Source organism: Streptomyces sp. NPDC002623 (assembly GCF_053592635.1).
Map to the genome: position 1 here is coordinate 188,128 of NZ_JBSFWB010000010.1, position 26,022 is coordinate 214,149.

Genomic DNA, 26,022 nt, shown 5'->3' on the forward strand with positions numbered 1-26,022 from the left:
GCATGACTGAGGGAATCGTGTGGCTGGTGGACGACAGCGGCTGGACGTCGGGGGTCGTCTTCGCGCGGGGCGTCTCACCCGAGGAGCTGGCCGTGCGGATGGGAGGCGCCCCGGGCGGCGCGACGGAGCCGATCACCCACGCGGAGGTGTCGGAGCTCGAGATGGAGATCTACCGGCCGGGCGCGGACGGGGACGGCGTGATCCGCGTGGGCCGGTCCGGGGAGTGGTCCTTCGCCTTCGAGTACGGCGACTCCACCGGCACCGACCTGCTCGAGGAGATATCCGCGGACGGCGTCGAGGCCGTGCACTACGTGCCGCCCATGGAACACCCGCCCGCCACGTTCCGCTACGCGCGCGACGGTGTGTTCGTGACCGGGTACGGCCTGACGGAGGAGATCTGGCGTTGGGGGCAGGAGCCTGATCTGCTCCTGCCCGACCTGGTCGCCGCGGGGATCCTGAGCGCCGACGGGAAGACGTACCTCCCGCCGGAGGACGAGCACTACAAGAAGGCGTACCGGCGCAGCCTGGGCGTCGTGGAGCGGCGGTTCGGGCTGTCCCTGTCCCCCGCGTTCCTCCAGGACGTCCGGCTGCCCGCGTACGCGGTGCGCGGCGAGCCGGACATGGACCTCAGCAGCTGACCGCCCGCAGCGTGAGCTGCGGCTCGGCGTGCGCGTCGGCAGGGCCGAGTACGGCGGTGAAGCGTTCCGTGGTCAGGACGAGCCCGTCCGCGCCCCACGCCGCCGACACCGCAAGGGGCTCCTCGACGCCGTGGCGCACGGCGAAGACGTGGAGGTCGTCCGGCGCGTCCGCGATCGGGCCGGCCTCCAGGGCGCTCGAACTGACCAGGTGGGCCCATCCCTTGTCCGGGTTCCCGTAGCCGCGCGGGTCCTCGGCGAGGGCGAACGCGGCCTGTTCCTGGGTGAGTTCGGCGCGGGCGTCGAAGTGGTCCGGGCCCTGCGCCTCGGGGTGGGTCAGGCGCAGGGCGCCCGCCGAGGAGACGGCCGCGTGGGCGGTGCGCCGGACCCGGTCGCCGTCGTCCTCGGCGTAGGGCAGTCCGGCCAGCAGGTACGGCGTGCCGGGGAGGCGCTCCACGGCGACCGTCGTCCACAGGGTGGTGCCGTCGGTGACGTACAGGGAGCGCACGGACCGCAGGACGTGGTCGCGGCCGACGACCGGCTTGGTGACCAGTTTGGCCGTGAGGCCGTCGGCCCGGGCGTCGCGGACGCGGACCTCGCCCATGGGGCGGCAGAGCAGGAACCCGTCGGTGACGGGGCCGAAGCCGTGCTGTCGGCCGACCGCGGCGGGCAGGCAGTAGGTACCGGCCGCCTCGATCACCGCCGGGGTCATGTGGTCGTCGAAGGCCACCGAGACCGTGCCGGCGCGCAGTTGGTGCCGTGCGGGCGCGGCCGAGGGGGTGCGGTGCCAGGGTGTGTCGTCCTGGATCTGCCAGACCAGCATCCACGCGAAGTGGCCGTCCACCCCGCCGTCCGCCTTGGCCGCGTGCCGGGCCCAGCGGCTGTCGCCCCGGTAGCGGCCCAGGTCGGAGCCGATGCGGGCGCCGAAGTAGCGCAGGCCGAGGACCGACTCGAAGGCGGAGTGCTGCTCGCTGTAGCGGGGGCCGCCGTTGTCGAAGCCGCCGCCGGTGAGGCGGGCGTCGAGGTAGCGGGCGAGGGCGTCGCCGTCCTCGGCGAAGATCTCCTCGCCGCTGACCCGGTGGGCCTGGGCGAGGAAGGAGAGGGAGATCGGGCCGTAGTTGTTGTCGTAGGCGCCGCCGTGCTCGGGGGGCAGCAGTGCGCCTCGGTCGCGCACCCGGTGGGCGCGGATCTCGGTGGAGTACAGCTCCAGCGCCCGGGCGCGGACCTCGTCCCCCTCGGTGGCGGGCAGCAGGGCAGCCAGCATCAGGCCGCCGACCACACAGCCGATCGCCTGGTTGCCGGCCTCCTGCGGGTTGAAGAAGGTGGCCTCGGTGAGCCAGCTCCAGTAGCCGCGCGCCACTTCCAGCAGTTCGGCGCGCTGGTCGTCGTCGATCAGGCCGTCGGCCGTGTCGAGGACGTTCACGGCCTGGAGCAGCGCCCACACCGTGCTGGGCCAGTCGCCGATGGGGTGTGCGCCGGCCGCCAGGGTGTAACGGGCGTACGGCAGGCCCGAGGCGCGCACCCGCAGGTTCGGGTAGCCGGGGTTGTCGTCCCGGTAGACCCGCTCGCGCAGATGGAAGGCGAGGCTGCGGCGGACCGCGTCCGGCAGCCGCGGGTCCTTGCCGCGCTGCCAGGCCAGGGCCAGCAGGGAGGTGATGCCGAGGGAGGTGTCGCCGATGTCGTCGACGCAGTCGGGGTGCTCGAGGTCGCCCTCCGGCGTCAGCCGCCGCAGGGCCTGCTCGGCGACGTCGGCGAGGACGGCGTCGTATGCCTCGGGGGTGCCGGGCAGGTCGTGCAGCGGGCCGCGCTGGTGGAGAAGGTGCACGCGGGATCAGCCCTTCATGCCGGAGGTCGCCAGTCCTTCGACCAGCCTCTTCTGGAAGATGAGGAAGCAGATGAGCGTCGGCAGGAGGGCGAGTGTCGACATGGCGAACATCGCGCCGTAGGACGAGCCGCTGGTCTGGTCCAGGAAGAGGGTCAGGCCGAGGGGAACGGTGAACTTGTCGTTCTGCTGGAGGTAGACGAGCTGGTGCAGGAAGTCGTCGTACGTCCAGATGAAGGTGAAGATCGTGGTGGTGACCAGGGCCGGCTTCATCAGCGGCAGGATGATCTTCCAGTAGATCTGCCAGGGGTTGGCGCCGTCCATCATGGCCGCGTGGTCCAGCTCGCGCGGGATGGAGCGGATGAACTGGACCATCAGGAAGATGAAGAAGGCGTCCACCGCGAGGAACTTCGGCACGATCAGCGGCAGGTAGGTGTTGATCCAGGTCAGGTTGTAGAAGATCGTGTACTGCGGGATCAGCACGGCCTGGGTGGGCAGCATCAGCGTGCCGAGCATCAGGCCGAACCAGATCTTCTTGCCGCGGAACTCGAAGCGCGCGAAGGCGTAGGCGGCCAGCGAGCAGGAGACGACGTTGCCTATCACCGCGCCGATCGTGACGATCAGCGAGTTGGTGATGTACAGCGAGAAGGAGTTGCCGGAGCCGCTCCAGCCGTCCGCGTAGTTCTGCGGGTTCAGCTTGTTCGGGATCAGACCGGGGTGGGTGAAGATCTCGGTGTCGGGCTTGATCGAGCTGCTGAGCATCCACAGCAGCGGGTAGAGCATGACGATCGCGACGCCGATGAGCACGGTGTGGATGAAGATGCGGCGGGCGCCGGTGGCCGAGCGGAGCTTCTGCAACGGCGAGGCGTTGGGGGTGATGGCGGACATGGTGGGAAGGGACTCCTCGCTCAGACGTCAGGCGTCAGTCGTCGTAATGGACCCAGTAGCGGCTGGCGATGAAGTTGACCGCCGTGAAGCCTGCGATGACCAGGAACAGCACCCAGGCCAGGGCCGAGGCGTATCCCATCTGGAGGTCGGTGAAGCCCTTCTTGTACAGGTAGAGGGAGTAGAGCATCGTCGAGTTGAGGGGACCGCCGGTGCCGTTGCTGATGACGAAGGCGGGGGTGAACGTCTTGAACGCGTCGATGATCTGGAGCACGACGTTGAAGAAGACGATCGGGGTCAGCAGCGGCAGGGTGATCTTGAAGAAGCGGGTGACGGGGCCGGCGCCGTCGATCGCGGCGGCCTCGTACACGTCCCGCGGCAGCTGCTTGAGGCCGGCGAGGAAGATGACCATCGGGGTGCCGAACTGCCAGACGGCCAGCAGGATCAGCGTGTAGATCGCGGTGTCGGGGCTGGAAATCCAGTCCTGGCCCTCGATGCCGAACCAGCCGAGGAAGTCGTTGAACAGTCCGTCGCCGCCGAAGACCTGGCGCCACACGATGGCGACGGCCACCGCTCCGCCGAGCAGCGAGGGCAGATAGAAGGCGGCCCGGTAGAGGCCGATGCCCCTGAGGTCCCGGTTGAGCAGCATCGCCACGCCGAGGGCGAGCGCGAGCTTCAGCGGGACGGAGACGACCACGTACAGGAGCGTGGCGTGCACCGTGTCCCAGAAGACCGGGTCGTGGGCGAACATCCGCTCGTAGTTGTCCGTGCCGACCCACTTCGCGGGCGTCAGCAGGTCGAAGTTGGTGAAGGACAGGTACAGCGAGTCGAGCATCGGGTAGATCGTCAGGCCGAACAGGCCGACGAACCAGGGGGCCAGGAAGAGGTACGGCCACCAGCCCCCGCCCCGCCGTCTGGCGAGGCGGCGGCGCATACGGTCGCGCTCCCGCTGGTCGGACGGGGTCGCCGGGGTCGGCGCCTCCTTCACGACCTCGTCGGTCTTCGCGGTGGTCATACTCATCTCCCTGACCCTCTCCCGGTGTTTCTGCGTGCTGTGCGGGCCGCCGTTACGCGGACAGGATTCCTGCCGCCTGGTCGAAGAACTCGCTGAGCTGGGCCTTGATCGACTTCTTGCCGAAGGCGACAGCGAGGTTGGACTGGAACAGCAGGTCCCAGACCTGGTCGGCGCCCTGCGGCGGGGGCACCGGGTTGGGCAGCGCGTTGGTCGCCTTGGCGACGCGCTGGGAGATGTAGTCGGCGTTCGCCATGTTGAGCTTGTCGGTCTCGGTCAGGCCCGCGGAGATCAGGTTGCGGGCCTTGTCCGTCGGCGGGATGCCGCGCAGCAGCTGGAAGTCCTTGATCGCGCTCTCGTCCTGGGCGATGAACGAGATGATCTTGACGGAGTCGGCGACCTTCGTGCTCTTCTTGGTGGCGCTCAGCAGCACACCGCCGTTGACGAAGTTGCCCTCGCGGGCGCCGGAGAAGTCACCCTGCGGGGTGGGCAGGAAGTCCAGCTGCGCGTCGGTGATCGAGCCGCCCGCGCCGTAGACGCCGGAGTCGAAGGTGAACAGCGCCTTGCCGATGACGACCGCGTTCTTGGTGAGGTCGTTGTGCGCGGCGGAGGTGATCGCCGGCGGCGGGCAGGCGTTGACCTTGCGCATCTCGGTCCAGTACTCCCACCACTCCTGGAGGGTGTCGGAGGTGAAGCCGACCTTCTTGCCGTCGTCGGAGAAGAAGGTCTGGCCCTTCTCCCGGGCGAAGACCTCGAAGCACTGGAGGGTGCCGCCGCCGCCGTCGTCGACGCCGTAGATCTTGCCGCCGCTCTTCTTGTAGACGTCCGTGGAGATCGCCTTGAGGTCGGCCCAGGTCCACTCGCGGTCCGGCAGCTTCAGACCCAGCTTCTCCAGGCCGCTGCGGTTGACGGTGAGCTGGTTGACGCCGATGCCGGACGGGACGCCGTACAGCTTGCCGTCGACGGTGCCGTTCGCCAGGAGCGTCTTGGAGAAGCCGGTGAGGTCGAGGCTCTTGCCGACGTACTCGTCGAGCGGGGCGAGGACGCCCTTGCGGGCGTACTGGGCGACCAGCGCGGTGTCCATCTGCATGAGGTCGGGGGCGCTGCCGCCGGCGACGTTGGTGTTGAACTTGTCGAAGTACCCGTCGTACCCGGAGTAGGTCTCCTGGATCTTGATCTTCGGGTTGGCCTTCTGGAAGGTGGCGAGGGCCTTCTTGTACGCCGCGTGGCGCTCGTCGCTGCCCCACCAGGTCATGGTCAGCTTGCTGCTGGTGCTGCCGGCTCCGGTACCGCCGGAACAGGCGCTCAGCGAACTGCCGAGCGCGCCGGCGACGGCGAGACCGCTCGCAGTGCGGAAGAGGGTTCTGCGCGAGATCTGGTGACCCACCGGGTCCTCCCTGGATGTGCGTGACGGATTTCCGGGCCGGTCGCTGCGGCACGGGTGCATTGTGCGGGAATGTGCGCCTTCCGGGGGGCGCGGCCTCGCCCGGCCGCGTCGTTCCTTGCGGGTGGGGTCCCCGGCCTTCAGGCCGTCGCCCAGCGAGCACGCCCTCGCATGGCTGCCGTACATCTTCGTGTACCGGCGGGACGCTACCCCAAGCCGGTGTCCCGACCGACTTAGAAAGCGCTTGTCCGGACATTGGCAGACTGAGTCCGAGGCCGTCAATCCTTAGCCCCCGCGGCCTCGGTCACGGTTTGGACTCCCCGGGCGACCGCGAGCCGCGCGGCGCCCGCGACGGTGCCGGCATCCCCCACCGTGCTGCTGACCACCTCGGTGGGCCAGCTCAGCCGCGCCAGCTCGGCCCGCACACCCGGCAGGAGCTGCGGATCCGCACCCGTGCTGCCCCCCAGCACGATCAGGCCCGGGTCCAGCACGGCGGTCACGGCGGCGGCCAGCCGGCCCACGTCCGCGGCATGCCGTGCGACGACCTCGAGGGCCGAGGCCCGGCCCTCGCCGGCCAGCGCGAAGAGCCGCTCGGTGGTGCGGGGACACGGGCCGTCGGCGCGGCTCCAGGCCGCCGCGGCCCGGCGCAGCAGGGAACGGGCGCCGATGTACTCCTCCAGGGCCTCCTGGCGCGGCTCACGGGCCTCGTCCCACGGGTAGGGCAGCCGGGCCAGCTCACCGGCGGCGCCGTTCGACCCGCGCAGCACCTGGCCCCCGACGACGATGCCGAGGCCGATGCCCACGCCGATCCGCAGGTAGCCGAAGGTGTGGCGGCCGTGGGCGGCGCCCTCGTGCAGCTCCGCGAGCGCGGCGCAGTTGACGTTGTTCTCCAGGTGGACGGGCACGCCCGGCGGCAGCGCGACGGTCACGGCGTCGAAGACGGGACCGGCCTTGGCCGTCGCGGGCCGCATGCCGCTGCCCTGCCGGTCCCGCTCGGCGACGTCGCCGACCGCGACGACGATGGAGCGCAGCGGAAGGCCCGCGGGCAGCGCGCCGAGCGCCTCGCGCACGGCGCTGGCTGCGTCCTTGCGGGAGGCGGTGGCCTCGGCGAGCAGCGCGCCGTCCAGGGCGCAGCCCCTGACCCGGGTGAGGGCGGGCCCCAGGTCCACGGCGAGGACGGCCCCGGCGGCCGGCCCGAGCCGGTATACGGCGGGAGAGCGGCCGGTGCCGCCGGACACGGTGCCCGAGTGCGCGGCGAGCCGGACGCCCTCCAGTTCCGCCACCGCGGAGGACACCGTCGGCTTGGACAGCCCCGCCATGCTCGCGAGCTGCGGCCGGGTCGCGCTGCCCGCCCGGGCCAGCACGGCGAACACCGCACTGGCGCTCTCGGTGAGGCGGGGGGCTTCAGCCACGTCGAGTTCCACAGTTTCCCCCACACGGGTACAGGGCCGCGCGCCCGGACCGATCGGCTCGGCGGGCTGCGGCGATGGGATGCACCGACGTCGCGCGTTCCCGCCCCGCGACGGCCCCGAAGGCCCCGCGACGGTCGAGTGCGCGATAACTCTTGACGCACTGTACTTCGTTAGTTAACTTCCTAACGAACTTCACGGTACTCGCCTACCGTGCTTCGTCAGAAGCCCGTCCCGGGGCTTCCCTAGTTCACCGAAACCCGGCTTTTTGCAGGTCACGGTTCGCCCGCCGTCGTATGTCAGCGCATCGACGAAAGAGGATCCGTGCAGGACTCTCCCCCTTCGAGCCCCCTCGTGGTCGGCGTCGACGTGGGCGGCACCAAGACGCATCTGCGCGCGCTCGCCGGCGCGGAGGTCGTCGCCGACCATGTCCGCGCCAGCACGGGCTGGCGGCCGCACGACCCGGCCGCCGCCGCGCGCCGGCTGGTCGACCTGCTCCATGAGGCACTGCCCGCAGGCCTGCGCCCCTCCGCGATCGCCGTGGGGGCACACGCCTGCGAGACCCCTCTTCAGTGCGCGCGGATCCGCGTCGCGCTCCAAGAACTTCTCGGCGTTCCCGCACACATCGTGGGCGACGCCGAACTGCTCGTTCCCGCCGCCGGGCTGGAGCAGGGCGTCGGCCTGGTGGCCGGCACCGGCTCGGTCGCGGTGGGCACCGGCCCCGACGGCCACCCCGTCCAGGTGGGCGGCTGGGGCGCGGTCCTCGGCGACGAGGGCGGCGCCGCCGGTCTGGTCCGCGAGGCGGCCCGGGCCGTATGGGCGGCCCATGACCGCGGGGAGGCGCCCGACGCCCTGGCCCGTGGTCTGGTCGCCGCGTTCGGCGTGCCCGAGGTCCCGGCGCTCGGCGCCGCCCTGGAGGCCGCCTCCGACGTCTCCGCCGAGTGGGGACGGCACGCGCCCGTCGTCTTCGCGGCCGCCGCCGAGGGCTCCGCGTCGGCCCGGTCCGTGATCGCCGAGGCGGGCCGGGACCTCGCCGCGCTCGTCGCCCGGCTCGCCGCCCGCGGGGTCCCGGTCGACGACGTGGTGGTGGCCGGCGGCACCGTGCTCGGCCAGCCCGCGCTGTACGAGGCGTTCACCGTCGCCCTCGGCGCGGCCGTACCGGGAGCGCGGCCGCAGCCGCTCACCGTGCCGCCGGTCGAGGGCGCGGTGGCGCTGGCACGTGCACTGCTGGCGCGTTCCCTCCTGTGAGACGCCGGTCTCACGTTCACCTGGAGGACATGCTCCGGTCGCCGGGCCATCGCAGAAGAGTCACAGCCTGGCCGTAGATCTTCGCTCGTACGCGTCATCCGGCTCACAGGTCGTCAGAAGACCCACAGGCCGCAGGTGATCGCACCTCTTCCCTCTGGCCCCTCGGCCGAAGAACTCAAGAGAGGCATTCCCATGCCGTCAACCACCGGGACCCACACCTCCTCGGCCGTGAACAGAAGGCGCTTTCTGAAGGTCTCCTTCGGTGGCTCGGCGGCCCTGGTCGCCGCCCCGACGCTGGTGTCCTGGCTGGGCGCCGCCGACGCCAAGGCCGCCACGAGCCTCCCGTTCGTCGACGACTACAAGACGAACCTCACGACCAACCTCACGCCCGAGACCAACGCCGTGGTGCGGATCCTCGGCGGCTTCGCCCAGGTGTGGAAGACGGGTTCCGCGTGGAACACCGGTACGCCGCTGCGGCCCGAGATCCTGCGCGCCAACGTGCGCTACTCGATCAAGATCACCAAGGCCCGCACCGAGGCGCAGGGCAGGGAGGCGTTCGTCTACGACCGCCAGCACCAGAGCTACGCGATGATCGCCGCCCTCGGTCCGCTGACGGAGCTGTACAAGACCGGCGCCAAGGCCGTCACCTCGATCACCAGCGCGCCGGACACCACGCCCGCGACCACGATCAGCGACGCCGTGCCCGCCGGCGCGCCCGCCGGTTCCGCGATCGGCGCCGGCTCGTACACCTCCGACCTGGGCCAGGTCGCCAAGCTCGTCGACACCGTGCGCGGCCCGTTCGCCTCGGGCAACCCGGGCAAGTACGCCTTCCAGTACCCGCGGCCGTGGCGCATGAACGAGAACAGCCAGGTCGTCGACACCGGGAAGACCGACGCGCTCGGCTACCCGGTGTACGACTCCGAGGTGGTCGTGGTCCCGCAGCTGCTGCGCCAGCGCAGCACCTCCCCCGTCGACGACGGCGGCTTCCCCAGCGGTCACACCAACGCCTTCCACCTGGCCTCGCTGGCGTTCGCGTACGCGGTGCCCGAGCGGTTCCAGGAGCTGGTGACCCGCGCGCTGGAGCTCAGCCACACCCGGATCATGTCCGGCATGCACTCCACCGTCGACGTCATCGGCGGCCGCATCATGGCCACCGCGCTGGCCGCCGCCACGCTCGCCGACCCGGCCAACGCCGACCTCAAGGCGGCCGCCCGCGCCCAGGCCCTGGCCTACTTCACCGCGCAGACCGGCGCCACCGCCGACACCCTGGCCGCCTACGCGCACTCCGACGCCTCGGACAAGTACGCCGACCGGGACGCCAACGCGCGCGCCAACGAGCCCCGCTTCACCTACATCCTGAAGCGCGAGGGCCGCAAGACGCCGCTGACCGTGCCCAAGGGCGCGGAGGTGCTGCTGGAGACCCGTCAGCCGTACCTGACGGCCGAGCAGCGCCGCGCGGTGCTGCGCACCACCGCGCTGGACGCCGGCTATGTGCTCCTCGACGGCTTCGAGCAGTGGGGCCGGCTGAACCTGTTCGCCGCAGCCGACGGCTACGCCTCGTTCGAGTCGGACGTGACGGTCACCCTGGACGCGGCCAAGGGCGGCTTCCACGCGGCCGACGCATGGCGCAACGACATCGACGGCGAGGGCGGTCTGACCAAGCGCGGCTCCGGCACACTGACCCTGAGCGGGCACAACGGCTACCACGGCGCCACCGTGGTGGAGGCGGGCACGCTGGTCGCCGCCCACGCAGGCGCGCTCGGCCGGGGCGACGTACGGCTCACCGGCGGCACGGTGCGCGCCGAGCTGCCGGTGCGGGTGCGCGGCAGCTGGACGCAGACGAAGGGCGCGACCCTCGACCTGCCGCTGCGCCGCAACCACGGCGCCGTGGTCACCGTGTCCGGCCGGGTCACCCTCGGACAGGGGTCGGTGCTGTCGCTTCGCCTCGACGACAAGCAGCCCGCGGTCGCCGGGACCGTCGTCCCGGTGATCGACGCCAAGCTGCGCGGCCAGTTCGACAAGGTGGAGCTGAACTCCGACAAGCTGCGAGCCGTACCCGTGTACACGGCAGACGGTCTGTCGGTACGACTCCTCAAGCGGTAACGCCCTCGGCGGCGGGAGCTGATGCAGAGTAGGCCCATGAGGCCACTCCAGGATCGCTCCCGCCACCGCCCGGCCGGTTCACCGCGGGGCGGATGATGGCGCACCGACCGCACTCGGTCCTGGAGACCGCCCCCGACGCGCGACCGGCACGGCCCGCCGCCCGTCGGCTCCTGCGCCTGCGCCCGGCGCTGCTCGTCCCGGTCCTGGCGGTCGTCCTGCTCGGGCAGCTGGCCGTCGCGATGGTCACCGCCGCGGTGCAGGAGACGCCGACCATCGACGAGCCGGTGTACGTCGCCACGGCGGCCGAGTACCTGCACGAGCACCGTGTGCGCCACAACCCCGAGCACCCGCCCCTCGGCAAGCTCGTCGTCGCGGTCGGCGTGGCCCTCGCCCACCCGCATGTCGACCCCTCGTTCTCCGGCAGCCAGGAGGAGGCGGGGCAGCACCTGTTGTACGAGTCGGGCAACGATCCCTGGCGGCTGATGCTGTGGGCCAGGCTGCCGGTGATCGTGCTGACGCTGCTGTTCGGCCTGGTGGTGTTCGGCTTCGCCCGCGACCTGGGCGGCCCCGCGCCCGCGCTGACGGCGCTCGCCCTGTACTCCCTCACCCCCGACGTCGTGGCGCACGGCTCGCTGGCGACGCTGGACGTCCCGGCGGCCGGCTTCGTGCTGACGTCGGCGTGGCTGCTGTGGTGGGCCCGCCGGGGCAGGCCCGGCCTGTGGCTGCCGCTCGCCGGGGTCGCGCTCGGCGCCGCGCTCGCCACGAAGATGAGCACACTGGCCGCGGTCCCCGTCATCTTGGCCCTGGCCGCGCTGACGGTGTGGGTCCGGCGGCCTCGCGACGTCCGCGGCTGCCTGCTGGGGGCGGGTGTCGTGGCGGTGGCCGCCGTGGCCGTCGTCTGGGCCGCGTATCTCGCGGTCGATCCGCGGCTGCGCTGGGATCCTCGGGCGGCCCAGGTGCCCGCCGTGCACGGGCTGCACGGGCTCCTGGTGCGGGCCCTGCCCTTCCCGCAGGCGTACCTGGACGGCATGCGGATCCAGTTCGGTCTGGAGAACCGGTCGTGGCAGGGCTTCCTGTTCGGGCACGTGTACTCCGGCGGGCGCTGGTACTACCTGCCGGTCGCGCTGGTGGTGAAGACCCCGCTCGGCATGCTCGCCCTGTGGACGGCCGGGGCGGTCGCGATGATCGCGGTGCGCCGGCTGCGGCCCGCCGCGCCGTACGTGCTCCTCCCGGCCGCCGTGCTGCTCGCCTCGGCCATGACCGGGGCCCGGGATCTGGGCACCCGGTACGCCGTCTTCCTGCCGATGTTCCTGGCGGTGGCCGCGGGCTGCGTGCTGGCGGTGCGCCGGCGCTGGACGCCGGTGACGGCCGCAGTGCTGGTGGCGTTCGTCGCCGTCAGCTCGCTGCGCACGTTCCCGTACTACCTGCCGTACTCCAACGAGGCGTTCGGCGGACCGGCCAGGACGCATCTGCGGCTGCACGACTCCAACGTGGACTGGGGCCAGGACCTGGGACGGCTGGCGGTCCGGCTGCACACCCGGTACCGGGGCGAGCGGGTGTGGCTCGTGTACAAGGGCAGCGGCGAGCCCGCCTACTACGGCATCCGCGCCGGCGATCCGCTGCGGGCGCCCGCGCGCACGGTGCACGGACTGCTGGTGGTGTCGGACTCCGCCGCCGCCAAGGCGAAAGGCCGGCTGGCGGTGCTGCTGCGCACCAGCCGACCGGTCGACGAAGTGGGGTACTCCATCACGCTGTACCGGCGGTAAGCCGCGATCACCGGGTGTACGAAGGGGTCCTCTTCGCCCTCCCTGGCCGACCCGGTCCCTGAGCTATGTTGAGCTTCGTGGAAGACAAAGGAGGCGCACCGGTGCCATCGCCTCAGCAGGCACGCGCACAGGCATCCGCGATCACCTCGGGCAGAACCGGTCCGGAGACGGAGGCGTCCCCGACCTCCCGGCTCCGGGCCCTCTTCGACGGACCCCATCTGTCCCCGGGGCAACGGCGCATCGCCCAGTATCTGATCGAGCACATCACCGAGGCGGCGTTCCTGTCGATCACCGACCTCGCGGACCGGGTCGGCGTCAGCCAGCCGTCGGTGACCCGGTTCGCCGCGGCGGTCGGCTTCAGCGGGTATCCCGCGCTGCGGGAGAAGCTCCAGTCGATCGCGCTGGGCACCCTGGCCGCCGGCGGCCCCGCGGCGGCGGAGGTGAACCGGAGCAACGAACTCCAGGCGGCGGTCGACGCGGAGATCGAGAACCTGGAGAACCTGCGGCGCGACTTCGCCGACCCGGACCTGGTGATCGACGTCGGCCGCCGGCTGTCGCAGTCGACGCCGCTGACCATCCTCGGGCTGCGCATCTCCGCCTCGCTCGCCGAGTACTTCGCCTACGCCGCCCGCCGGGTCCACCCGGACGTACGGCTGGTGACCCGGGGCGGCAGCGTCGCCTACGACGCGCTGCTGCAGTCCAGGGAGGCGGGCGGGACCTGGGTGCTGGCGTTCTCGATGCCCCGGCACGCGCAGGAGACGCTGACGGCCGTGCGGGTCGCGCGCAGCGCCGGTCTCAAGGTCGCGCTGGTCACCGACCTGGCGCTGGGGCCGGTGGCCGACGAGGCCGACGCCACGTTCGCGAGCGGCACCGGGTCCCGCCTGGTCTTCGACTCCTACGCCGCCCCCGGCGTGATGGCCGCGGCGCTGCTCCAGGCGATGAGCGACGCGGGCCCCGAACGCACCCAGGCGCGGCTGGAGGAGTACGAACAGATCGCCGAGCAGCACCAGTTCTTCCTCCGGGAGTGACCCGGTCCACGCGACCTCCGGACCCCCCTCCACAGAAAAAGACCAAAGGGATCATTGCGGGTATTTCGCGTATGAATGTTTTCATACGCCTTGCAAAGCCGACGGCATATATAAATACTGCTCACGGCCGCACCCGCCCGCGAAGGGCTCCTGTACGGGCACCCGAAGCCGCCGTCCCCTACCCGCGTCGGCGCTCGAGGGTGTTCGGGGCCTCGCTTGCGCGAGCGCCCGTGGCGGCGGCCCCGGTCATCCCCTGGACCGGGGCCGCCCCGAACCGTCGGACCACCGTCACGACGCCATACACCCGGAAGCGATGATCATGACCCTGACGACGACGCGCATCAGCTCGGACTGGCCGTGCCAGGTCAAGACTCCCGGCAGCTACGACTGGGAGCGCTCGGCCGCCAAGTGGCTGCGCGAGCTGGTGCCCGCGCGCTACGCGAGCTACCCGGCCCTGATGCGCCACCCGGTGCTGCTCGCCCGTCACGCGCAGATCCAGGTCCAGAACGAGGTCCGGGTGGCCCGCACCGCACTGCAGACCGCCCGCGCCGACCTGCCCCGGCTCGGCCTGCCGGAGTCGGTCATCGAGCACACGATCAAGATGTACGCGGCCGAGGTCATGCAGTTGCAGCACATCGCCCGCAGCGTCCGCGCGGTCACCCAGGCCCTGGTGGACCAGAGCACCGGACGCTGAGCGCTCCGCTTCAGGTGCTGCCGCGATGTGCCGTCGTTCCGCTGCGGCACCGTCGTGGCTGGTCGCGCAGTTCCCCGCGCCCCTGAAGGGCGCTGCCGAACCGCAGCCGACCTCCCCGGTCAGGCTCCCGAGGCGGTACGGGACTCCAGGTCGCGGCGGGTGTCGTCGCCGTAGACGCCGGTCTCGTCGCCGCGGATGCCGTACCAGAGCTGGAAGCGCGCCACGGCCTCGGTGAGCACGGTGTCGTAACGGCCGTCGGTGGGGCCGTTGTCGTACACGTTCGGGATCCTCAGCAGGCGCTGCTGGAGGTCGCTCACCTCGGGGCCGCTGTCGCCCTCCCGGAGCGTGCCGGCTCCGTCGGGGTCGGCGGACGCGGTCGCCGGAGCGGTGACGGTCGGAGCGGCCGCGGGCGTGGACGGTTGGGTCTGTGCGGCCGCTTCGTTGCCCCGGCCGGGCAGCAACAGGGCGCAGGCGAAGCCGACGAGCGCCGCCCCGAGCACGGCGACCGCGGCCACGGCGGCGCGCGGCGGCCCGGAGTCCCGTCCGGAGCGCGGACGGCGTTCCCGTCGCGGCCCGCCGCCCCGGTCGGTCACGGGCGGCAGTTGCTGGGTCACGTCCTCGTTGCCGAGCGGCTCCCTCGGCAGCTGCACGGCCTCGTAGCTGCCGGTGGCGTCCTCGGTCATCTCGCGGAACAACTCCGCGAGGGCGTCGGTGTTGCGCGGTCGCAGTACCCGGATGGGTTCCAGGACCGGGCGTTCGTGCGGCTTTCCGGGTTCCTCCGGCGTCGGCACGCTCGTCTCCCTCCCGTCGGTCCCCCGGGAGAGATACGTGTGGACCGGCGGCCGGGTTCAGCTGGCGAGGAAGCGGTGCAGGGAACGTGTCGTCGCGGCGACGAAGGCGTCCCGTCCGGCGTCGTCGAGGGCGTCCAGGGACAGATACGGGTTGAGGTCCTCCAGCTCCACCAGCAGCAGTTCGCCGTCGGGGGCACGGCAGGCGTCGACGCGCTGGATGCCGTGCGCGAGGCCGTTCCAGTCGACGAAACGCCGGGCGAACTCCAGGTCCCGCACGGTGGGCCGGTACGGCTGGAGCTCCCAGCGGCGGTCGGGGCGCGGGGCGTACAGGGCGTACTGGAAGTCGTGGTCGACGTAGTAGAAGGACACCTCGTAGACGAAGTCGACGCACGGCTGGACGAGGACCGAGCCGTCGGCCAGGGCGGACAGGGCGTCGGCGGGGACGATCCGCAGGCCTATGGAGTCCGCGCCCAGCTTGGGCTTGACGACGTACCGGTCGGCCTCGGGCAGCCGGTGCAGGTCCTCGGGACGGTCGACGGTGGGGATCACCGGGAAGCCCTCGGCGCTCAGGTCGAGGAGGTACTGCTTGCCTGCCATGTCGGCGCGGCCGGTGAGCGGGTTGTAGACGTGCACGCCGTCCTGGAGGGCGCGCTCCCGGAAGGCGTCGTACTCCTTCTGATAGCCCAGGACCGGGCCGCTGTTGCGGACCAGGACGCCGTCGAAGGACCCCATGAGCGCGGCCGCGTCCAGCGGATGGCACAGGGCGAGGTCGAAGTGGGCGCGCAGCCGGGAGGCGAGGAAGACGTCCTCGTCGCAGTAGCGGCGCCCGCGGGCCTCGTAGGCCAGGTCCGTGACATGGAGAAGACGGGGGCGGGCGGCAGGCATGCGGGTCTCCCGGTGGGCTGCGGAGCGGTGCGGAAAGGTTACGTCAGAGGGCGAGGGACGGGGCGGGGCGGTACGGCCGCGACGGACGGGACTCCTGGGCGGCGCCGTACGAGCGGGTCGTACGATGACAGGACCGCCGTTTTCTCCCGAAGGGCTCGTCGACTCCCGTGACCACCGCAACCCTCCTCGACGGCAAGGCCGCCGCAGCCGACATCAAGAGCGAACTCGCCCTCCGCGTCCAGGCGTTGAAGGAGCGCGGCGTCACCCCGGGACTCGGCACGATCCTCGTCGGCGACGACGCGGGCAGCCGTTCCTACGTGGGCGGCAAGCACCGCGACTGTGCGCAGGTCGGCATCGCCTCGATCCGCTTGGAACTGCCCGCCGACGCCTCCCAGGCCGACGTCGAGGCCGCCGTGCTGCGACTCAACGCCGATCCGGCCTGCACCGGCTTCATCGTGCAGCTCCCGCTCCCCGCGCACATCGACACCCACGCCGTGCTGGAGCTCATCGACCCGGTCAAGGACGCCGACGGCCTCCACCCGACCAACCTGGGCCGTCTGGTGCTGGGCATCCCGGGCCCGCTGCCCTGCACCCCGCGCGGCATCATCGACCTGCTGCGCCGCAACCTCGTGCCGATCACGGGCCAGCAGTTCTGCGTCATCGGCTGCGGTGTCACCGTGGGCCGGCCGCTGGGCCTGATGCTGACCCGCAGCACCGAGCACGCCACGGTGACCCTGTGCCACGAGGCCACCCAGGACACGGCCGCGCACGCGCGGGAGGCGGACGTGGTGGTGGCCGCGGCCGGAGTGGCCCACATGGTCCGGCCGGACTGGATCAAGCCGGGTGCGACGGTGCTGTCCGTGGGCCTGACCCGCACGGTCGAGGGCATCCTCGGCGACGTCCACCCGGACGTGAGCGATGTCGCCGGCTCCTTCGCGCCGCCGATCGGCGGGGTCGGGCCGATGACCCGGGCGATGCTGCTGACGAACGTCGTGGAGGCGGCGGAGCGGATCTGAGGTCCGCGCGCTTGCTTGGGCACTCGGTTCCCCTTCCGAGGGAACTGAGTGCCATCGACACCTCCCAGATGCTACGTTCCCGTCCATGAGCACCACCCACAAGGCCGAGGCCAAGCCGCCCATGCGGGACGCCCTGGTCGCGGCGGCCTTCCGGCTGTTCCTGGAGCGGGGCTACGAACAGACCACCGTCGACGACATCGTGGCCCTCGCCGGGGTCGGCCGACGGTCCTTCTTCCGCTACTTCCCCTCCAAGGAGGACGTGGTCTTCCCCGACCACGAGCGGTGCCTGGCCGACATGACCGCGTTCCTCGCGGCGAGCGGGACGGAGCACGAGCCGGTGCGACGCGTCTGCGACGCGGCCCGGCTCGTGCTGCTGATGTACGCGGAGAACCCCTCCTTCTCCGTGCAGCGCTACCGGCTCACCAAGCGGGTGCCCGGGCTGCGCGCCTACGAACTGTCGGTGGTCTGGCGCTACGAGCGCGCCCTCGCCGACTATCTGCGGGGCCGTTTCGCCGGCCGGCCCGACGGCACCCTGCAGGCCGACGTGATCGCGGCCGCGGTGGTCGCCGCCCACAACAACGCGCTGCGCTCCTGGCTGCGTTCGGACGGCCAGGGCGAGGCGACCGCGACCGTGGACCACGCGCTGGAGTACGTGCAGTCGGCGTTCGGCACCGCCCCGGCACCGGTGTCGACGCCGCCTCCGACGCCGATGCCGATGCCACATGTCGGCGCAGGGCCGGAGGACGTCGTCGTGGTGGTCTCCCGGCGCGGGGCGCCCCTGTGGCGCGTGGTCCAGGAGATCGAGACGACCCTCGGGCGGAGCTGACCCCTAACTTCAGATTAGGGGTACGCAGTGCCTTTACGGGTGACACTGAGTGCCATACCCTGTGGGCGTGCACGGTGGCACGGCGAACCGGGCACGTGCGTGCACGGGTGAGCCGCGCACGTGGATTCCGGCCGAGTGCAGGGAGTTGACCCGCGTGTACCACTACTCAGGAAACGCCGTTCAGCAGGTCGCCGGCTCCGCGGCGGGCGTCCTCGACCGCGTGAGCGCCGACGGCGACACGATCCTCTTCCAGCGCTGCACCTGGTGCGCCACCGCCATGTACCACCGGCTCCTGTGCCCGGTGTGTCAGGGCAGCGACCTGCGCACCGAACGCAGCGAGGGCACCGGCACGGTTCGCCACGCCACGGTGGTCAACCGCAACACCCCCGGCGCACGCAACGTCTCCCTCGTCGAGATGGCCGAGGGGTTCGTCGTACGCGGCCGGGTCATGGGCCCGCTGATCGGCATCCACAGCGGCGACCGCGTCCGGCTCTCCACGGTCAAGGACCCGGTACGGGGCGAGCCGGTCTTCCAACTCCTCGACGAGCCGTTCCGAGCCTGGCACTAGGACCTGTCCGGTCGATCAACTCGCAGGACCGCACGGTCGGTTCCGGTGACCGGTTTCTTGTCCTTCCCGGGCAGAGTCCGCCGGCACAGGCAACCCACAGGTCCCCTTTCGCTTCCTTCGGGGTGCGAGGGGCTCCCGGTACGGAGGGGGCTCCCGCACTCCGAGTGTTGAGGAGCGGACCTTGATCCGTGCCCGGCGAATAGGTGTCACCGCCGTGGCCGCGCTCGCGGCCCTGGCGGGAACACCGGGACTGGCACAAGCCCAACAACCTTCCGAGACAAGAGCATCGACCGCTTCCGCCGACAGCGGGCTGCCGCCGGGGTGGCAGGTCAGCGGGGCGGGAGCGGCCCGCACGCTGGTGTGGCGGTCGCCCACCCCCGTGCCCATGGGCGACGCCCGCGTGGAGTTCCACGCGGGCGACCGGCTGCTCGGCGTGCCGAAGGCGGGGAAGGACGGCCACACCTTCCGGCTGCCCCTCGCCGACGCCGGCGACGCCCAGCTGAAGGACCTGCAGGTACGGGCGAGCGGGCGGCGTCTGGACGCGCCCGCCGACAACTCCGCCGCGGGCGAGCAGCGTTCACGAAAGAGCGGGCAGCCGCCGGCCTCGACCCCGCAGGCCCCGGCCCAGGCCCCGGCCAACTCCGTCGACCCCGGCAAGCCGGGCTCGTACCGCACCGCAACCGGCGAGTACGACCTCGCCCCGGTACGGCTGCCGGGCTACGCCGAGCCGGTCGAGATGCAGGCCGTGGTGGTCGCGCCCAAGGGGGCCACCGGCAAGCGGCCGCTCGCGCTGTTCCTGCACGGCCGCCACTCCACCTGCTACAAGCCGGGCGCCGAGGACGACGTGAGCGGCGAGTGGCCCTGCCCGGCCGGCACCAAGGAGATCCCCAGCTACAAGGGCTATCTGAAGGACCAGCAACTGCTGGCCTCCCAGGGCTATGTCACGGTGTCGATCTCCGCCAACGGCATCAACGGCCAGGACTACCTGGCCGAGGACGCGGGCGCCCAGGGCCGCTCCTCGCTGGTCCGCAACCACCTCGCGAAGTGGGCCGCCTGGTCCGCCCGTCCGAGCACCGCCCCGGCCGGGGTGCCCGACGCGACGAAGGCCGACCTCTCACGCGTCCTGCTGGTCGGCCACTCGCGCGGCGGCGAGGGTGTCAACCGGGCCGCGATGGACAGCCTCTACCCACCGCCCGCCGACCAGGACGGCTACCGGGGCCCGGTCCGCTGGAAGATCCGTGGAACCGTGCTGGTCGGACCGACGATCTTCGGCCAGAATCCGGTCGCCGACGTGCCCTCGGCCACGATCCTGCCCGGCTGCGACGGCGATGTCTCCGACCTCGAGGGCGAGACCTACCTCGACGGCACACGCGGCATCAGCAACGGAAGCGCACTGCACAGCGCGGTGTACGTGGTCGGCGCCAACCACAACTTCTTCAACAGCGAGTGGACCCCGGGCCAGTCCGAGGCCCCGGCCTGGGACGACTTCTACGACGACCCGGAGCAGCCCGACCAGGTCTGCTCGAAGAGCGCGGCGACCCGGCTGACCGCCGACCAGCAGCACCAGGCCGGCGCGACCTACATCGCCGCCGCGGCCCGGCTGTTCGTCGCCGGCGACGACCGGGTGCGCCCGCTGCTCGACGGCACCGGCAGGCGCGCCCCCTCCGCCGACCCGGCACGCGTGCTGACGCATGCCGTCGGCGCCCGTCGCACGGGTGGTTTCGTGCCCGACGGCGGGGTCACGGTGACCGGCGGCCGGGTGTGCTGGGCGGACCCCGACCCGGACAGGGCCTGTCTGGGCGCCGACGCCCTGGGGCGGTCCCCGCACTTCGGCTGGTGGGACCTGGAGAAGGACAGCGGCAAGAGCGCGGTCGCGATGCAGTGGTCCGCGCCGGGCACGCCGACGAGGATCACCTCCACCGCTCCCGTCTCCCTCTCCGGCGCCAAGAGCCTGGCGCTGCGGGTGTTCGTACCGCCGAACACCACCGGCACCGCGCTGGACGTGTCCGTCACCGACTCCGCCGGCCGCCGTGCCGCGCTCGGCCGGGTCCAGGTCGACGGGCTGCCGGGCTCCGCCTCCACGGCCTCCTACTGGGCCCGTGAGCTGCGCGTCCCGCTGACCGCCGCCACCCGCGCCGGACTCGACCTGAGGCACATCAAGTCCCTCGACCTGACTCCGCGTTCGGGGTCCGGGGAGGCCTGGTTCATGGACGCCTGGGGCTGGTCCCCCGGTCTGCCCGCGGTGCGGGCGGCGGCGCTGCCGCGCGTCGACATCGGCCGGCTCACGGTCAAGGAGGGCGACTCCGGGACCGCCACCTACCACATCCCGGTCAAGGTGTCCGGACACGGCAGCGGCACGGTCCGCTTCTACATCGTCGCTCCGGACGGCGTCGAGGCCGAGGAGAAGGTGCTCCCGGTCCGGGCCGGCAGTGCCCCGATCGACGTTCCGGTCGAGGTGAAGGGCGACACGCGCTTCGGCTACGACGAGGCGCACGACCTCCTCGTGAAGGCCGTGCGCGGCGCCGTCGTCGGTTCCCACCGAGGCGGGGTGACGACGGAGAACGACGACCCGGCGCCGAAGGTGACCATCGCTCCGGTCGCCGACCGGGTGACCGAGGGCGAGTCGCTGACCTGGCGGATCTCCCTCTCCGAGTCCGCCGACGTGCCGATCTGGGAGATGCTCCGGATACTCCCGGTCGCCGCGGGCCCGGAGCTGTCCACCAAGGACGTGGACCCGCAGTGGCTGCTGGACCAATCCGGTGAGGAGGCCGACCCGGAGCGTGCGCTGTCGCAGGCGGACGTCTGGGTGTGGCTGGGCATCGAGCCCGGCGAGACGAGCATCGAGTTCACGGTGCCGACGGTGAAGGACCAGGTGGCCGAGCCGGCCGAGGCCATGAGCTTCGCGCTGACCGACGACTTCGCCGAGCCGCTGCCGGGCCTGCCGGTGCTGACGGGGACCGTCGTGGACGCGCCCTAGCAGCGCACGGAGCTGCCGCTCCACAGGGCGACGGGGGCACGGACCGTACGGTCCGTGCCCCCGTCGCCTTCCCGCTCCTTCGCGCTCACAGGGTGATGCGGATCCCGACGGTCCCGTCCGGGCCCCGCCGCAACCGGCTGCCGAAGAGCGTGAGGCGGCCCACGACGCCGTACTTGCGGGCGAGCAGCGTGCGGTAGCGGGCCGTGGTCGCCGGGTCGCAGATCTCCGCGGTGGCCGGGATCTGCTCGCCGGTCGGGTTGCCGCGGACATCGCAGGGGCCGACGAGGACGTCGCCGCGGGCCCGGATCCGCTTCACCTTCCAGGAGTCCGCGACGGACCAGGCCCCCAGCGCATCCCCGTCGCGCACCACCCACACGGGGGTGGCGACCGTGGTTCCGTTCTTCCGGTAGCTGGTGATCAGCAGGTATTTGCCCGTCGCCAGCCGGTCGAGCGCCTTGTCATCCATTCCCGCAGTCTAGGCACCCGCGCGCCTCACCACCTCGGCAGCAGCAGCTCGTGGTCCGGCTGGAACCGCCGCAGGTACCCGGTGTCGTCGCGGCCCCGCATCCCCGAGTCGAGGTAGCGGCGGTGCAGCCGGTCGAGGGCGTCGTGGTCCAGCTCGACGCCGAGGCCGGGCCCGGTCGGCACCTTCACCTCCCCGTCCTTCAGCTCCAGGACCCCGGGGACGATCACGTCGTCGGCGCTGTTCCACGGGTAGTGCGTGTCGCAGGAGTGGTCGAGGTTGGGGATGGCCGAGGCGACATGGGTCATGGCGGCGAGGCTGATGCCCAGGTGCGAGTTGGAGTGCATGGACAGGGTGATCCCGAACGCCTCGCAGACGGCGGCCAGTTCACGGGTGCGGCGCAGTCCGCCCCAGTAGTGGTGGTCGGTGAGGAGGACCTGGATCGCGCCCTGCTCGATCGCCGGCCTGAGGTGTTCCCAGGCGATCACGCACATGTTGGTCGCGAGCGGCAGCGGCGAGTCCCGGGCGACCGCCGCCATGCCGTCGATCGTCGCGGTCGGGTCCTCCAGGTACTCGAGCACACCGTCGAGCCGGCGGGCGACGTACTTCGAGGTCTCCACCGTCCAGGCCGTGTTGGGGTCCAGGCGCAGGGGCTGTCCGGGGAACGCCTCCGCGAGCGCGTGGATCGCGGCGATCTCCTCGTCCGGCGGGAAGACGCCGCCCTTGAGCTTGAACGAGCTGAATCCGTACCGCTGTTGCATCAGCCGGGCCTGTTCGACGATCCCGGCCGGGTCGAGGGCCTCGGGCCAGTCGTCGGCGATGGCGGGGCGGCCGTCCAGCTCCGGGTGCTCGGCCCACTTGTAGAAGAGGTACGCGGCGAAGGGCACGGCGTCTCGGACCCGGCCGCCGATCAGATCGCCGACGGGGCGGCCGAGCAGCTTGCCCTGGGCGTCGAGGCAGGCGACCTCGACGGCCGAGACGGTCCAGCCGCGTTCATGGGAGCTGGGCACGGTCGGCAGCAGGGCGTCGTCGATCGCGGCGCAGACGGCCGTCGGGTCGAAGACGTCCAGCCCCACGACGGTCCGGGCGGCGATCTCGAGTCGTTCGAGTCGCACCGTGCCGCCCGTCGACTCGCCGAGGCCCACCGTGCCGTCCTCCAGGACGAGTTGGAGGATCACGCGGAGCGCGAGCGGTTCGTGCACGCCGTTGGAGTTGAGCAGCGGCGGGTCGGAGAAGGCGATGGGTGTGACGACGAGTTCGCGGATGCGGGTGGCTGACGTATTCACTCCGTTCATATTCGTGAACTTACTTCACGAATCTAAATTGAGACGTCCAAGCTACGAATCGTTTCGGATACATGTCAAGACATGACGGCGGCCGCCATCCGCCGCACGCCCTCAGTCAGGATCTCCGGCGAGGTGGCCAGGTTCAGCCGTACGTGCCCGGCCCCGCCGGCGCCGAAGGTGAGCCCGGAGTTGAGCGCCACCCGGCCGCGCTCCAGGAAGACCGCGGCCGGATCGTCCCCGAGGTCCAGCGCCCGGCAGTCGAGCCAGGCGAGGAAGGTGGCCTCGCCCGGCCGGTACCGGACACCGGGCAGCCGCTCGGCGAGAAGGGCGGCGAGCAGCCGTCGGTTGTCGTCGAGACCGCCGAGCAGGGCGTCCAGCCAGGCCGTGCCTTCGCGCAGGGCGGCGGTGTGAGCGAGGATCCCGACGTGGCTCGGTCCATGACTCACCTCCTCGGGCAGCCGGGCCAGGTCGGCCGCGGCCCCGGGACCGGCGACGGCCAGCGCCGCCTTGAGCCCGGCCAGGTTCCACGCCTTGGAGGCCGACATCACCGACAGCCCGCTCTCCGCGCCCGGGACCGCGAGGTACGGCACGAAGGCGACCCCCGCGGCGGTGAGCGGTGCGTGGATCTCGTCGGCCACGACCCGGACGCCGTACCGCCGGGCGAGCGCGGCGACGGCCGACAGCTCCCGGGCCGTGTGCACGGTGCCGGTCGGGTTGTGCGGGCTGCACAGCAGGTGCGCGGCCCGCCCGCCGCCCGCGCCGGCCCGCCGGTAGGCCTCCTCCAGCGCATCGAGGTCGAGCCGCCCGTCCGCGCCGAGCGGCGCCTCGGCGATCCGCCGGTCCAGGTGCTCGACGAACTGGAAGAACGGCGGATACACGGGCGGGTTGACGACCACCGGATCACCGGGCCCGGTCACCAGTTTCAGCATCTCGACGACGCCCAGCATCAGATCGGGCACGATCGCCGTCCGCTCGACCTCGAGCCCGTCCCAGCCCCACCGCTCGGCGGCGAACGCGGCCAGCGCCTCGGCGTAGGCCGTGCCCACCGGATATCCGGTGTCGCCGAGCGCGAGCGCCTCCGTCACCGCGCGCACGATCGGCTCGGCGAGGGGTACGTCCATCTCCGCGACCCACAGCGGCAGGACGTCGGCGGGATAGGTGCGCCATTTCATGCTCGTCCGACATCGAAGCTCGTCGAGACCGAGGGCTTGCAGCGGGTTCGGTTCACCCGGCGTCTCGTGCGGGAAGCTGGTCATGGGGCACAAGATAGGGGGCTGTGGTGTGACCTGGGATCATACGAACGGGACATTCCTGGAAGTGGCGTGCGACGAATCGGGTTCCGACGGGGAGAACCTCACCGGAGGGAACACGGATGTCTTCGCACACGCCAGTGTGCGGCTGCCTACGGATTACGCGGTCGCGCAGGTGCAGAAGATCCGCGATCGTATCCGTTCGCCCGCCGAGGAGTACAAGGCGAACCATTTGCTGCGGGAGAAACACCGGCCGGTCCTGGAATGGCTGCTCGCACCGTCCGGCCCGCTGTACGGGCATGCCCATGTGCACCTCGTCGAGAAGGCGTTCTTCGTCGTGGACCGGGTCGTCGACCTGCTGCTGGACGATCCCGAGGCGGCCGTCGCCTTCTTCCGGCAGGGCCGTCGGACCTTCACCGAGGCGGAGTGGCGGACATTCCTGGAGGCGGCCAACCGATTGCTGTGGGTACGGCCCGAAGGCGCACCGGACGAGCCCGTCGAGTTCTTCTTCCGGACGGTCGAGGAACTGCGGCAGCGGTATTCGGGAACACCCGCGGCAAAGACTCTCGCGCGGCTCTCGGCGGAACGTCCTCGCGCGCTCGCCTATCGCACCGGAATTCAGGACGGGCCCTTCGTGCTCGCCCCGGTCCTCAATCCTCTTCTTCCCTCGATCCTGCACACGGCCGCCCATTGGAGCGACGGCGGACGCCCGGTCCGGCTCGCGCACGACCGGCAGAACATGCTCACCCCGGAACGGATCGCCTGGATCGAGGACACGGCCCGGCGGCGGGGCATCCGGCTCGCCGGGCTGCGGCTCGTCGTCGCTCGGCACGACGCGCGGGTGCAACTCGCCGACTTCCTCGCCGGCATCGCCCGCAGCATCGCCTCCGACGAGCTGGGCGGCCGCGGCGACCCCGCGCTGACCGCGCTGCTGCGCCCGTACACCGGCGCGTCGGCGGTGTGGGGCGACGAGCGGAGCGGGGCGCGACTCGGCCAAGCCGCGGCGCAATCCGATGGTCCCGCACCTGACGTCAACTCCCCTGTCTAGATTGCTTGTTGACCGCGCACGATCGCTTGCTGACTGCGCACGTCATCCATCGTCCGCGCCCCTGCCCCTTTCCCGTCGGAGCCGAGCCATGACAGAGAACACCCGTATCGACACCACCCAGCCGCACACCGCACGCATCTGGAACTACTGGCTGGGCGGCAAGGACAACTACGAGGTCGACCGGACGGCCGGCGACCGCATCCGTGAGTTACACCCCGGCATCGGCGAGTACGCCCGCGCCGACCGGCTCTTCCTGGGCCGTGTGGTGGAGCACCTGGTGACCGAGGTCGGCATCCGCCAGTTCCTCGACATCGGGACCGGTCTGCCCACGGCGGACAACACGCACGAGGTCGCCCAGCGGCTCGACCCGCAGGCCCGGATCGTCTACGTCGACAACGACCCGCTGGTCCTGGCCCACGCCCGCGCCCTGCTCACCAGCACGCCCGAGGGCCGCACCGACTATCTCGACGAGGACCTGCGCAACGTCGACGCGATCATCGAGCACGCCGCGAAGACCCTGGACTTCGACGAGCCCGTCGCGCTGATCCTGCTGGGCGTGGTCATCTTCATCGGCCCCGACGAGGACCCGTACGGCCTGGTCCGGCGGCTGGTCGACCGGCTGCCGACGGGCAGTCATCTGGTGCTGTCGCACACCATCACCAGCCCGGCGATGCCCGATGTGGACGAGGCCGTGCAGTTCTGGAACGAGCACGGCACGCCGAAGCTGACCCAGCGCACCCCCGAGGACCTGGCGGGGTTCTTCGACGGTCTGGAGCTGCTGGAACCGGGCGTGGTGTCCTGCTCCCGCTGGCGTCCGCAGGACACCGGGGACGGGGCCGAGCCGGCGGAGGTCGCGATGTTCGGCGGGGTGGCCCGCAGACCCTGAGGGGATCGCTCCCGCGCTGAACGCCGGCGGGCCGCCGCAC

Annotated in this window: 22 protein-coding genes; 12 read left to right on the forward strand and 10 right to left on the reverse strand. The window is 71.7% G+C overall.

Features of this window, described 5'->3' with window-relative positions:
- Positions 1-2 precede the first annotated feature (2 nt).
- The gene (locus tag ACWD4O_RS20415; protein ID WP_451281561.1) at positions 3-638 is read left to right on the forward strand and encodes a DUF6461 domain-containing protein; all 636 of its coding nucleotides are present in this window, start codon (positions 3-5) and stop codon (positions 636-638) included.
- Here ACWD4O_RS20415 and ACWD4O_RS20420 read toward each other — a convergent pair.
- From ACWD4O_RS20420 to ACWD4O_RS20440, 5 genes are all read right to left on the reverse strand, one after another.
- Positions 628-2,460 (reverse strand): hypothetical protein, encoded by a 1,833-nt coding sequence (locus ACWD4O_RS20420; protein WP_451281563.1) that lies wholly within the window; start codon positions 2,458-2,460, stop codon positions 628-630. The genes ACWD4O_RS20415 and ACWD4O_RS20420 overlap by 11 nt on opposite strands.
- Positions 2,461-2,466: 6 nt before the next feature.
- Positions 2,467-3,345, reverse strand: coding sequence for a carbohydrate ABC transporter permease (locus ACWD4O_RS20425; RefSeq protein WP_450944918.1), 879 nt, complete (start codon positions 3,343-3,345; stop codon positions 2,467-2,469).
- A 34-nt stretch (positions 3,346-3,379) separates the two neighbouring features.
- A complete protein-coding gene (locus tag ACWD4O_RS20430; protein WP_351911545.1) occupies positions 3,380-4,357 on the reverse strand; it encodes a carbohydrate ABC transporter permease in 978 nt (325 codons plus the stop codon).
- Positions 4,358-4,409: 52 nt separating this feature from the next.
- Entirely contained in the window at positions 4,410-5,741 is a 1,332-nt protein-coding gene (locus tag ACWD4O_RS20435) for an ABC transporter substrate-binding protein (protein WP_451281566.1), read from the reverse strand.
- A gap of 275 nt (positions 5,742-6,016) precedes the next feature.
- Complete coding sequence (locus ACWD4O_RS20440) at positions 6,017-7,162, reverse strand: ROK family transcriptional regulator (RefSeq protein WP_451281727.1); 1,146 nt, start codon at positions 7,160-7,162, stop codon at positions 6,017-6,019.
- Positions 7,163-7,471: 309 nt separating this feature from the next.
- Between ACWD4O_RS20440 and ACWD4O_RS20445 the strand changes: the two genes are divergently transcribed.
- The 5 genes from ACWD4O_RS20445 (at position 7,472) to ACWD4O_RS20465 (ending at position 13,986) form a co-directional block, all read left to right on the forward strand.
- Positions 7,472-8,395 (forward strand): N-acetylglucosamine kinase, encoded by a 924-nt coding sequence (locus ACWD4O_RS20445; protein WP_451281568.1) that lies wholly within the window; start codon positions 7,472-7,474, stop codon positions 8,393-8,395.
- Positions 8,396-8,587: 192 nt separating this feature from the next.
- Complete coding sequence (locus ACWD4O_RS20450; protein ID WP_451281570.1) at positions 8,588-10,498, forward strand: phosphatase PAP2 family protein; 1,911 nt, start codon at positions 8,588-8,590, stop codon at positions 10,496-10,498.
- 92 nt (positions 10,499-10,590) lie between these two features.
- A complete protein-coding gene (locus tag ACWD4O_RS20455; protein WP_451281571.1) occupies positions 10,591-12,264 on the forward strand; it encodes an ArnT family glycosyltransferase in 1,674 nt (557 codons plus the stop codon).
- A gap of 101 nt (positions 12,265-12,365) precedes the next feature.
- Entirely contained in the window at positions 12,366-13,292 is a 927-nt protein-coding gene (locus ACWD4O_RS20460; RefSeq protein ID WP_451281573.1) for a MurR/RpiR family transcriptional regulator, read from the forward strand.
- 313 nt (positions 13,293-13,605) lie between these two features.
- Positions 13,606-13,986, forward strand: coding sequence for a hypothetical protein (locus ACWD4O_RS20465; protein WP_451281575.1), 381 nt, complete (start codon positions 13,606-13,608; stop codon positions 13,984-13,986).
- Positions 13,987-14,105: 119 nt separating this feature from the next.
- Here ACWD4O_RS20465 and ACWD4O_RS20470 read toward each other — a convergent pair whose 3' ends face one another.
- Positions 14,106-14,777 carry a peptidoglycan-binding domain-containing protein gene (locus ACWD4O_RS20470; RefSeq protein ID WP_451281577.1) on the reverse strand — a complete coding sequence of 224 codons (672 nt, stop codon included), beginning with the start codon at positions 14,775-14,777 and terminating at the stop codon, positions 14,106-14,108.
- A gap of 57 nt (positions 14,778-14,834) precedes the next feature.
- On the reverse strand, positions 14,835-15,662 hold the full coding sequence (locus tag ACWD4O_RS20475; protein ID WP_451281579.1) for a hypothetical protein: 828 nt from the start codon (positions 15,660-15,662) through the stop codon (positions 14,835-14,837).
- A 167-nt stretch (positions 15,663-15,829) separates the two neighbouring features.
- On the opposite strand from ACWD4O_RS20475, the gene ACWD4O_RS20480 reads away from it, so the two are divergent.
- The 4 genes from ACWD4O_RS20480 (at position 15,830) to ACWD4O_RS20495 (ending at position 21,049) form a co-directional block, all read left to right on the forward strand.
- A complete protein-coding gene (locus ACWD4O_RS20480) occupies positions 15,830-16,678 on the forward strand; it encodes a bifunctional methylenetetrahydrofolate dehydrogenase/methenyltetrahydrofolate cyclohydrolase (protein ID WP_451281580.1) in 849 nt (282 codons plus the stop codon).
- A 121-nt stretch (positions 16,679-16,799) separates the two neighbouring features.
- Entirely contained in the window at positions 16,800-17,504 is a 705-nt protein-coding gene (locus ACWD4O_RS20485; RefSeq protein ID WP_451281729.1) for a TetR family transcriptional regulator, read from the forward strand.
- A gap of 154 nt (positions 17,505-17,658) precedes the next feature.
- Positions 17,659-18,072: a Zn-ribbon domain-containing OB-fold protein gene (locus tag ACWD4O_RS20490; protein WP_450944907.1), complete on the forward strand. Its 414-nt coding sequence runs from the start codon at positions 17,659-17,661 to the stop codon at positions 18,070-18,072.
- Positions 18,073-18,253: 181 nt separating this feature from the next.
- A complete protein-coding gene (locus ACWD4O_RS20495; protein WP_451281582.1) occupies positions 18,254-21,049 on the forward strand; it encodes an alpha/beta hydrolase family protein in 2,796 nt (931 codons plus the stop codon).
- Between the two features lie 85 nt (positions 21,050-21,134).
- On the opposite strand, the gene ACWD4O_RS20500 is transcribed toward ACWD4O_RS20495, so the two are convergent.
- From ACWD4O_RS20500 to ACWD4O_RS20510, 3 genes are all read right to left on the reverse strand, one after another.
- Positions 21,135-21,515 (reverse strand): PPOX class F420-dependent oxidoreductase, encoded by a 381-nt coding sequence (locus ACWD4O_RS20500; protein ID WP_451281584.1) that lies wholly within the window; start codon positions 21,513-21,515, stop codon positions 21,135-21,137.
- A 26-nt stretch (positions 21,516-21,541) separates the two neighbouring features.
- Entirely contained in the window at positions 21,542-22,807 is a 1,266-nt protein-coding gene (locus ACWD4O_RS20505; RefSeq protein ID WP_451281585.1) for a glucarate dehydratase family protein, read from the reverse strand.
- A 65-nt stretch (positions 22,808-22,872) separates the two neighbouring features.
- Positions 22,873-24,054, reverse strand: coding sequence for a MalY/PatB family protein (locus ACWD4O_RS20510; protein ID WP_451281587.1), 1,182 nt, complete (start codon positions 24,052-24,054; stop codon positions 22,873-22,875).
- Here ACWD4O_RS20510 and ACWD4O_RS20515 point away from each other — a divergent pair.
- Complete coding sequence (locus tag ACWD4O_RS20515) at positions 24,053-25,096, forward strand: hypothetical protein (protein WP_451281589.1); 1,044 nt, start codon at positions 24,053-24,055, stop codon at positions 25,094-25,096. The two genes, ACWD4O_RS20510 and ACWD4O_RS20515, sit on opposite strands and share 2 nt — an antisense overlap.
- Positions 25,097-25,184: 88 nt before the next feature.
- Positions 25,185-25,982: an SAM-dependent methyltransferase gene (locus ACWD4O_RS20520; RefSeq protein WP_451281591.1), complete on the forward strand. Its 798-nt coding sequence runs from the start codon at positions 25,185-25,187 to the stop codon at positions 25,980-25,982.
- The last annotated feature ends 40 nt before the right edge of the window (positions 25,983-26,022 follow it).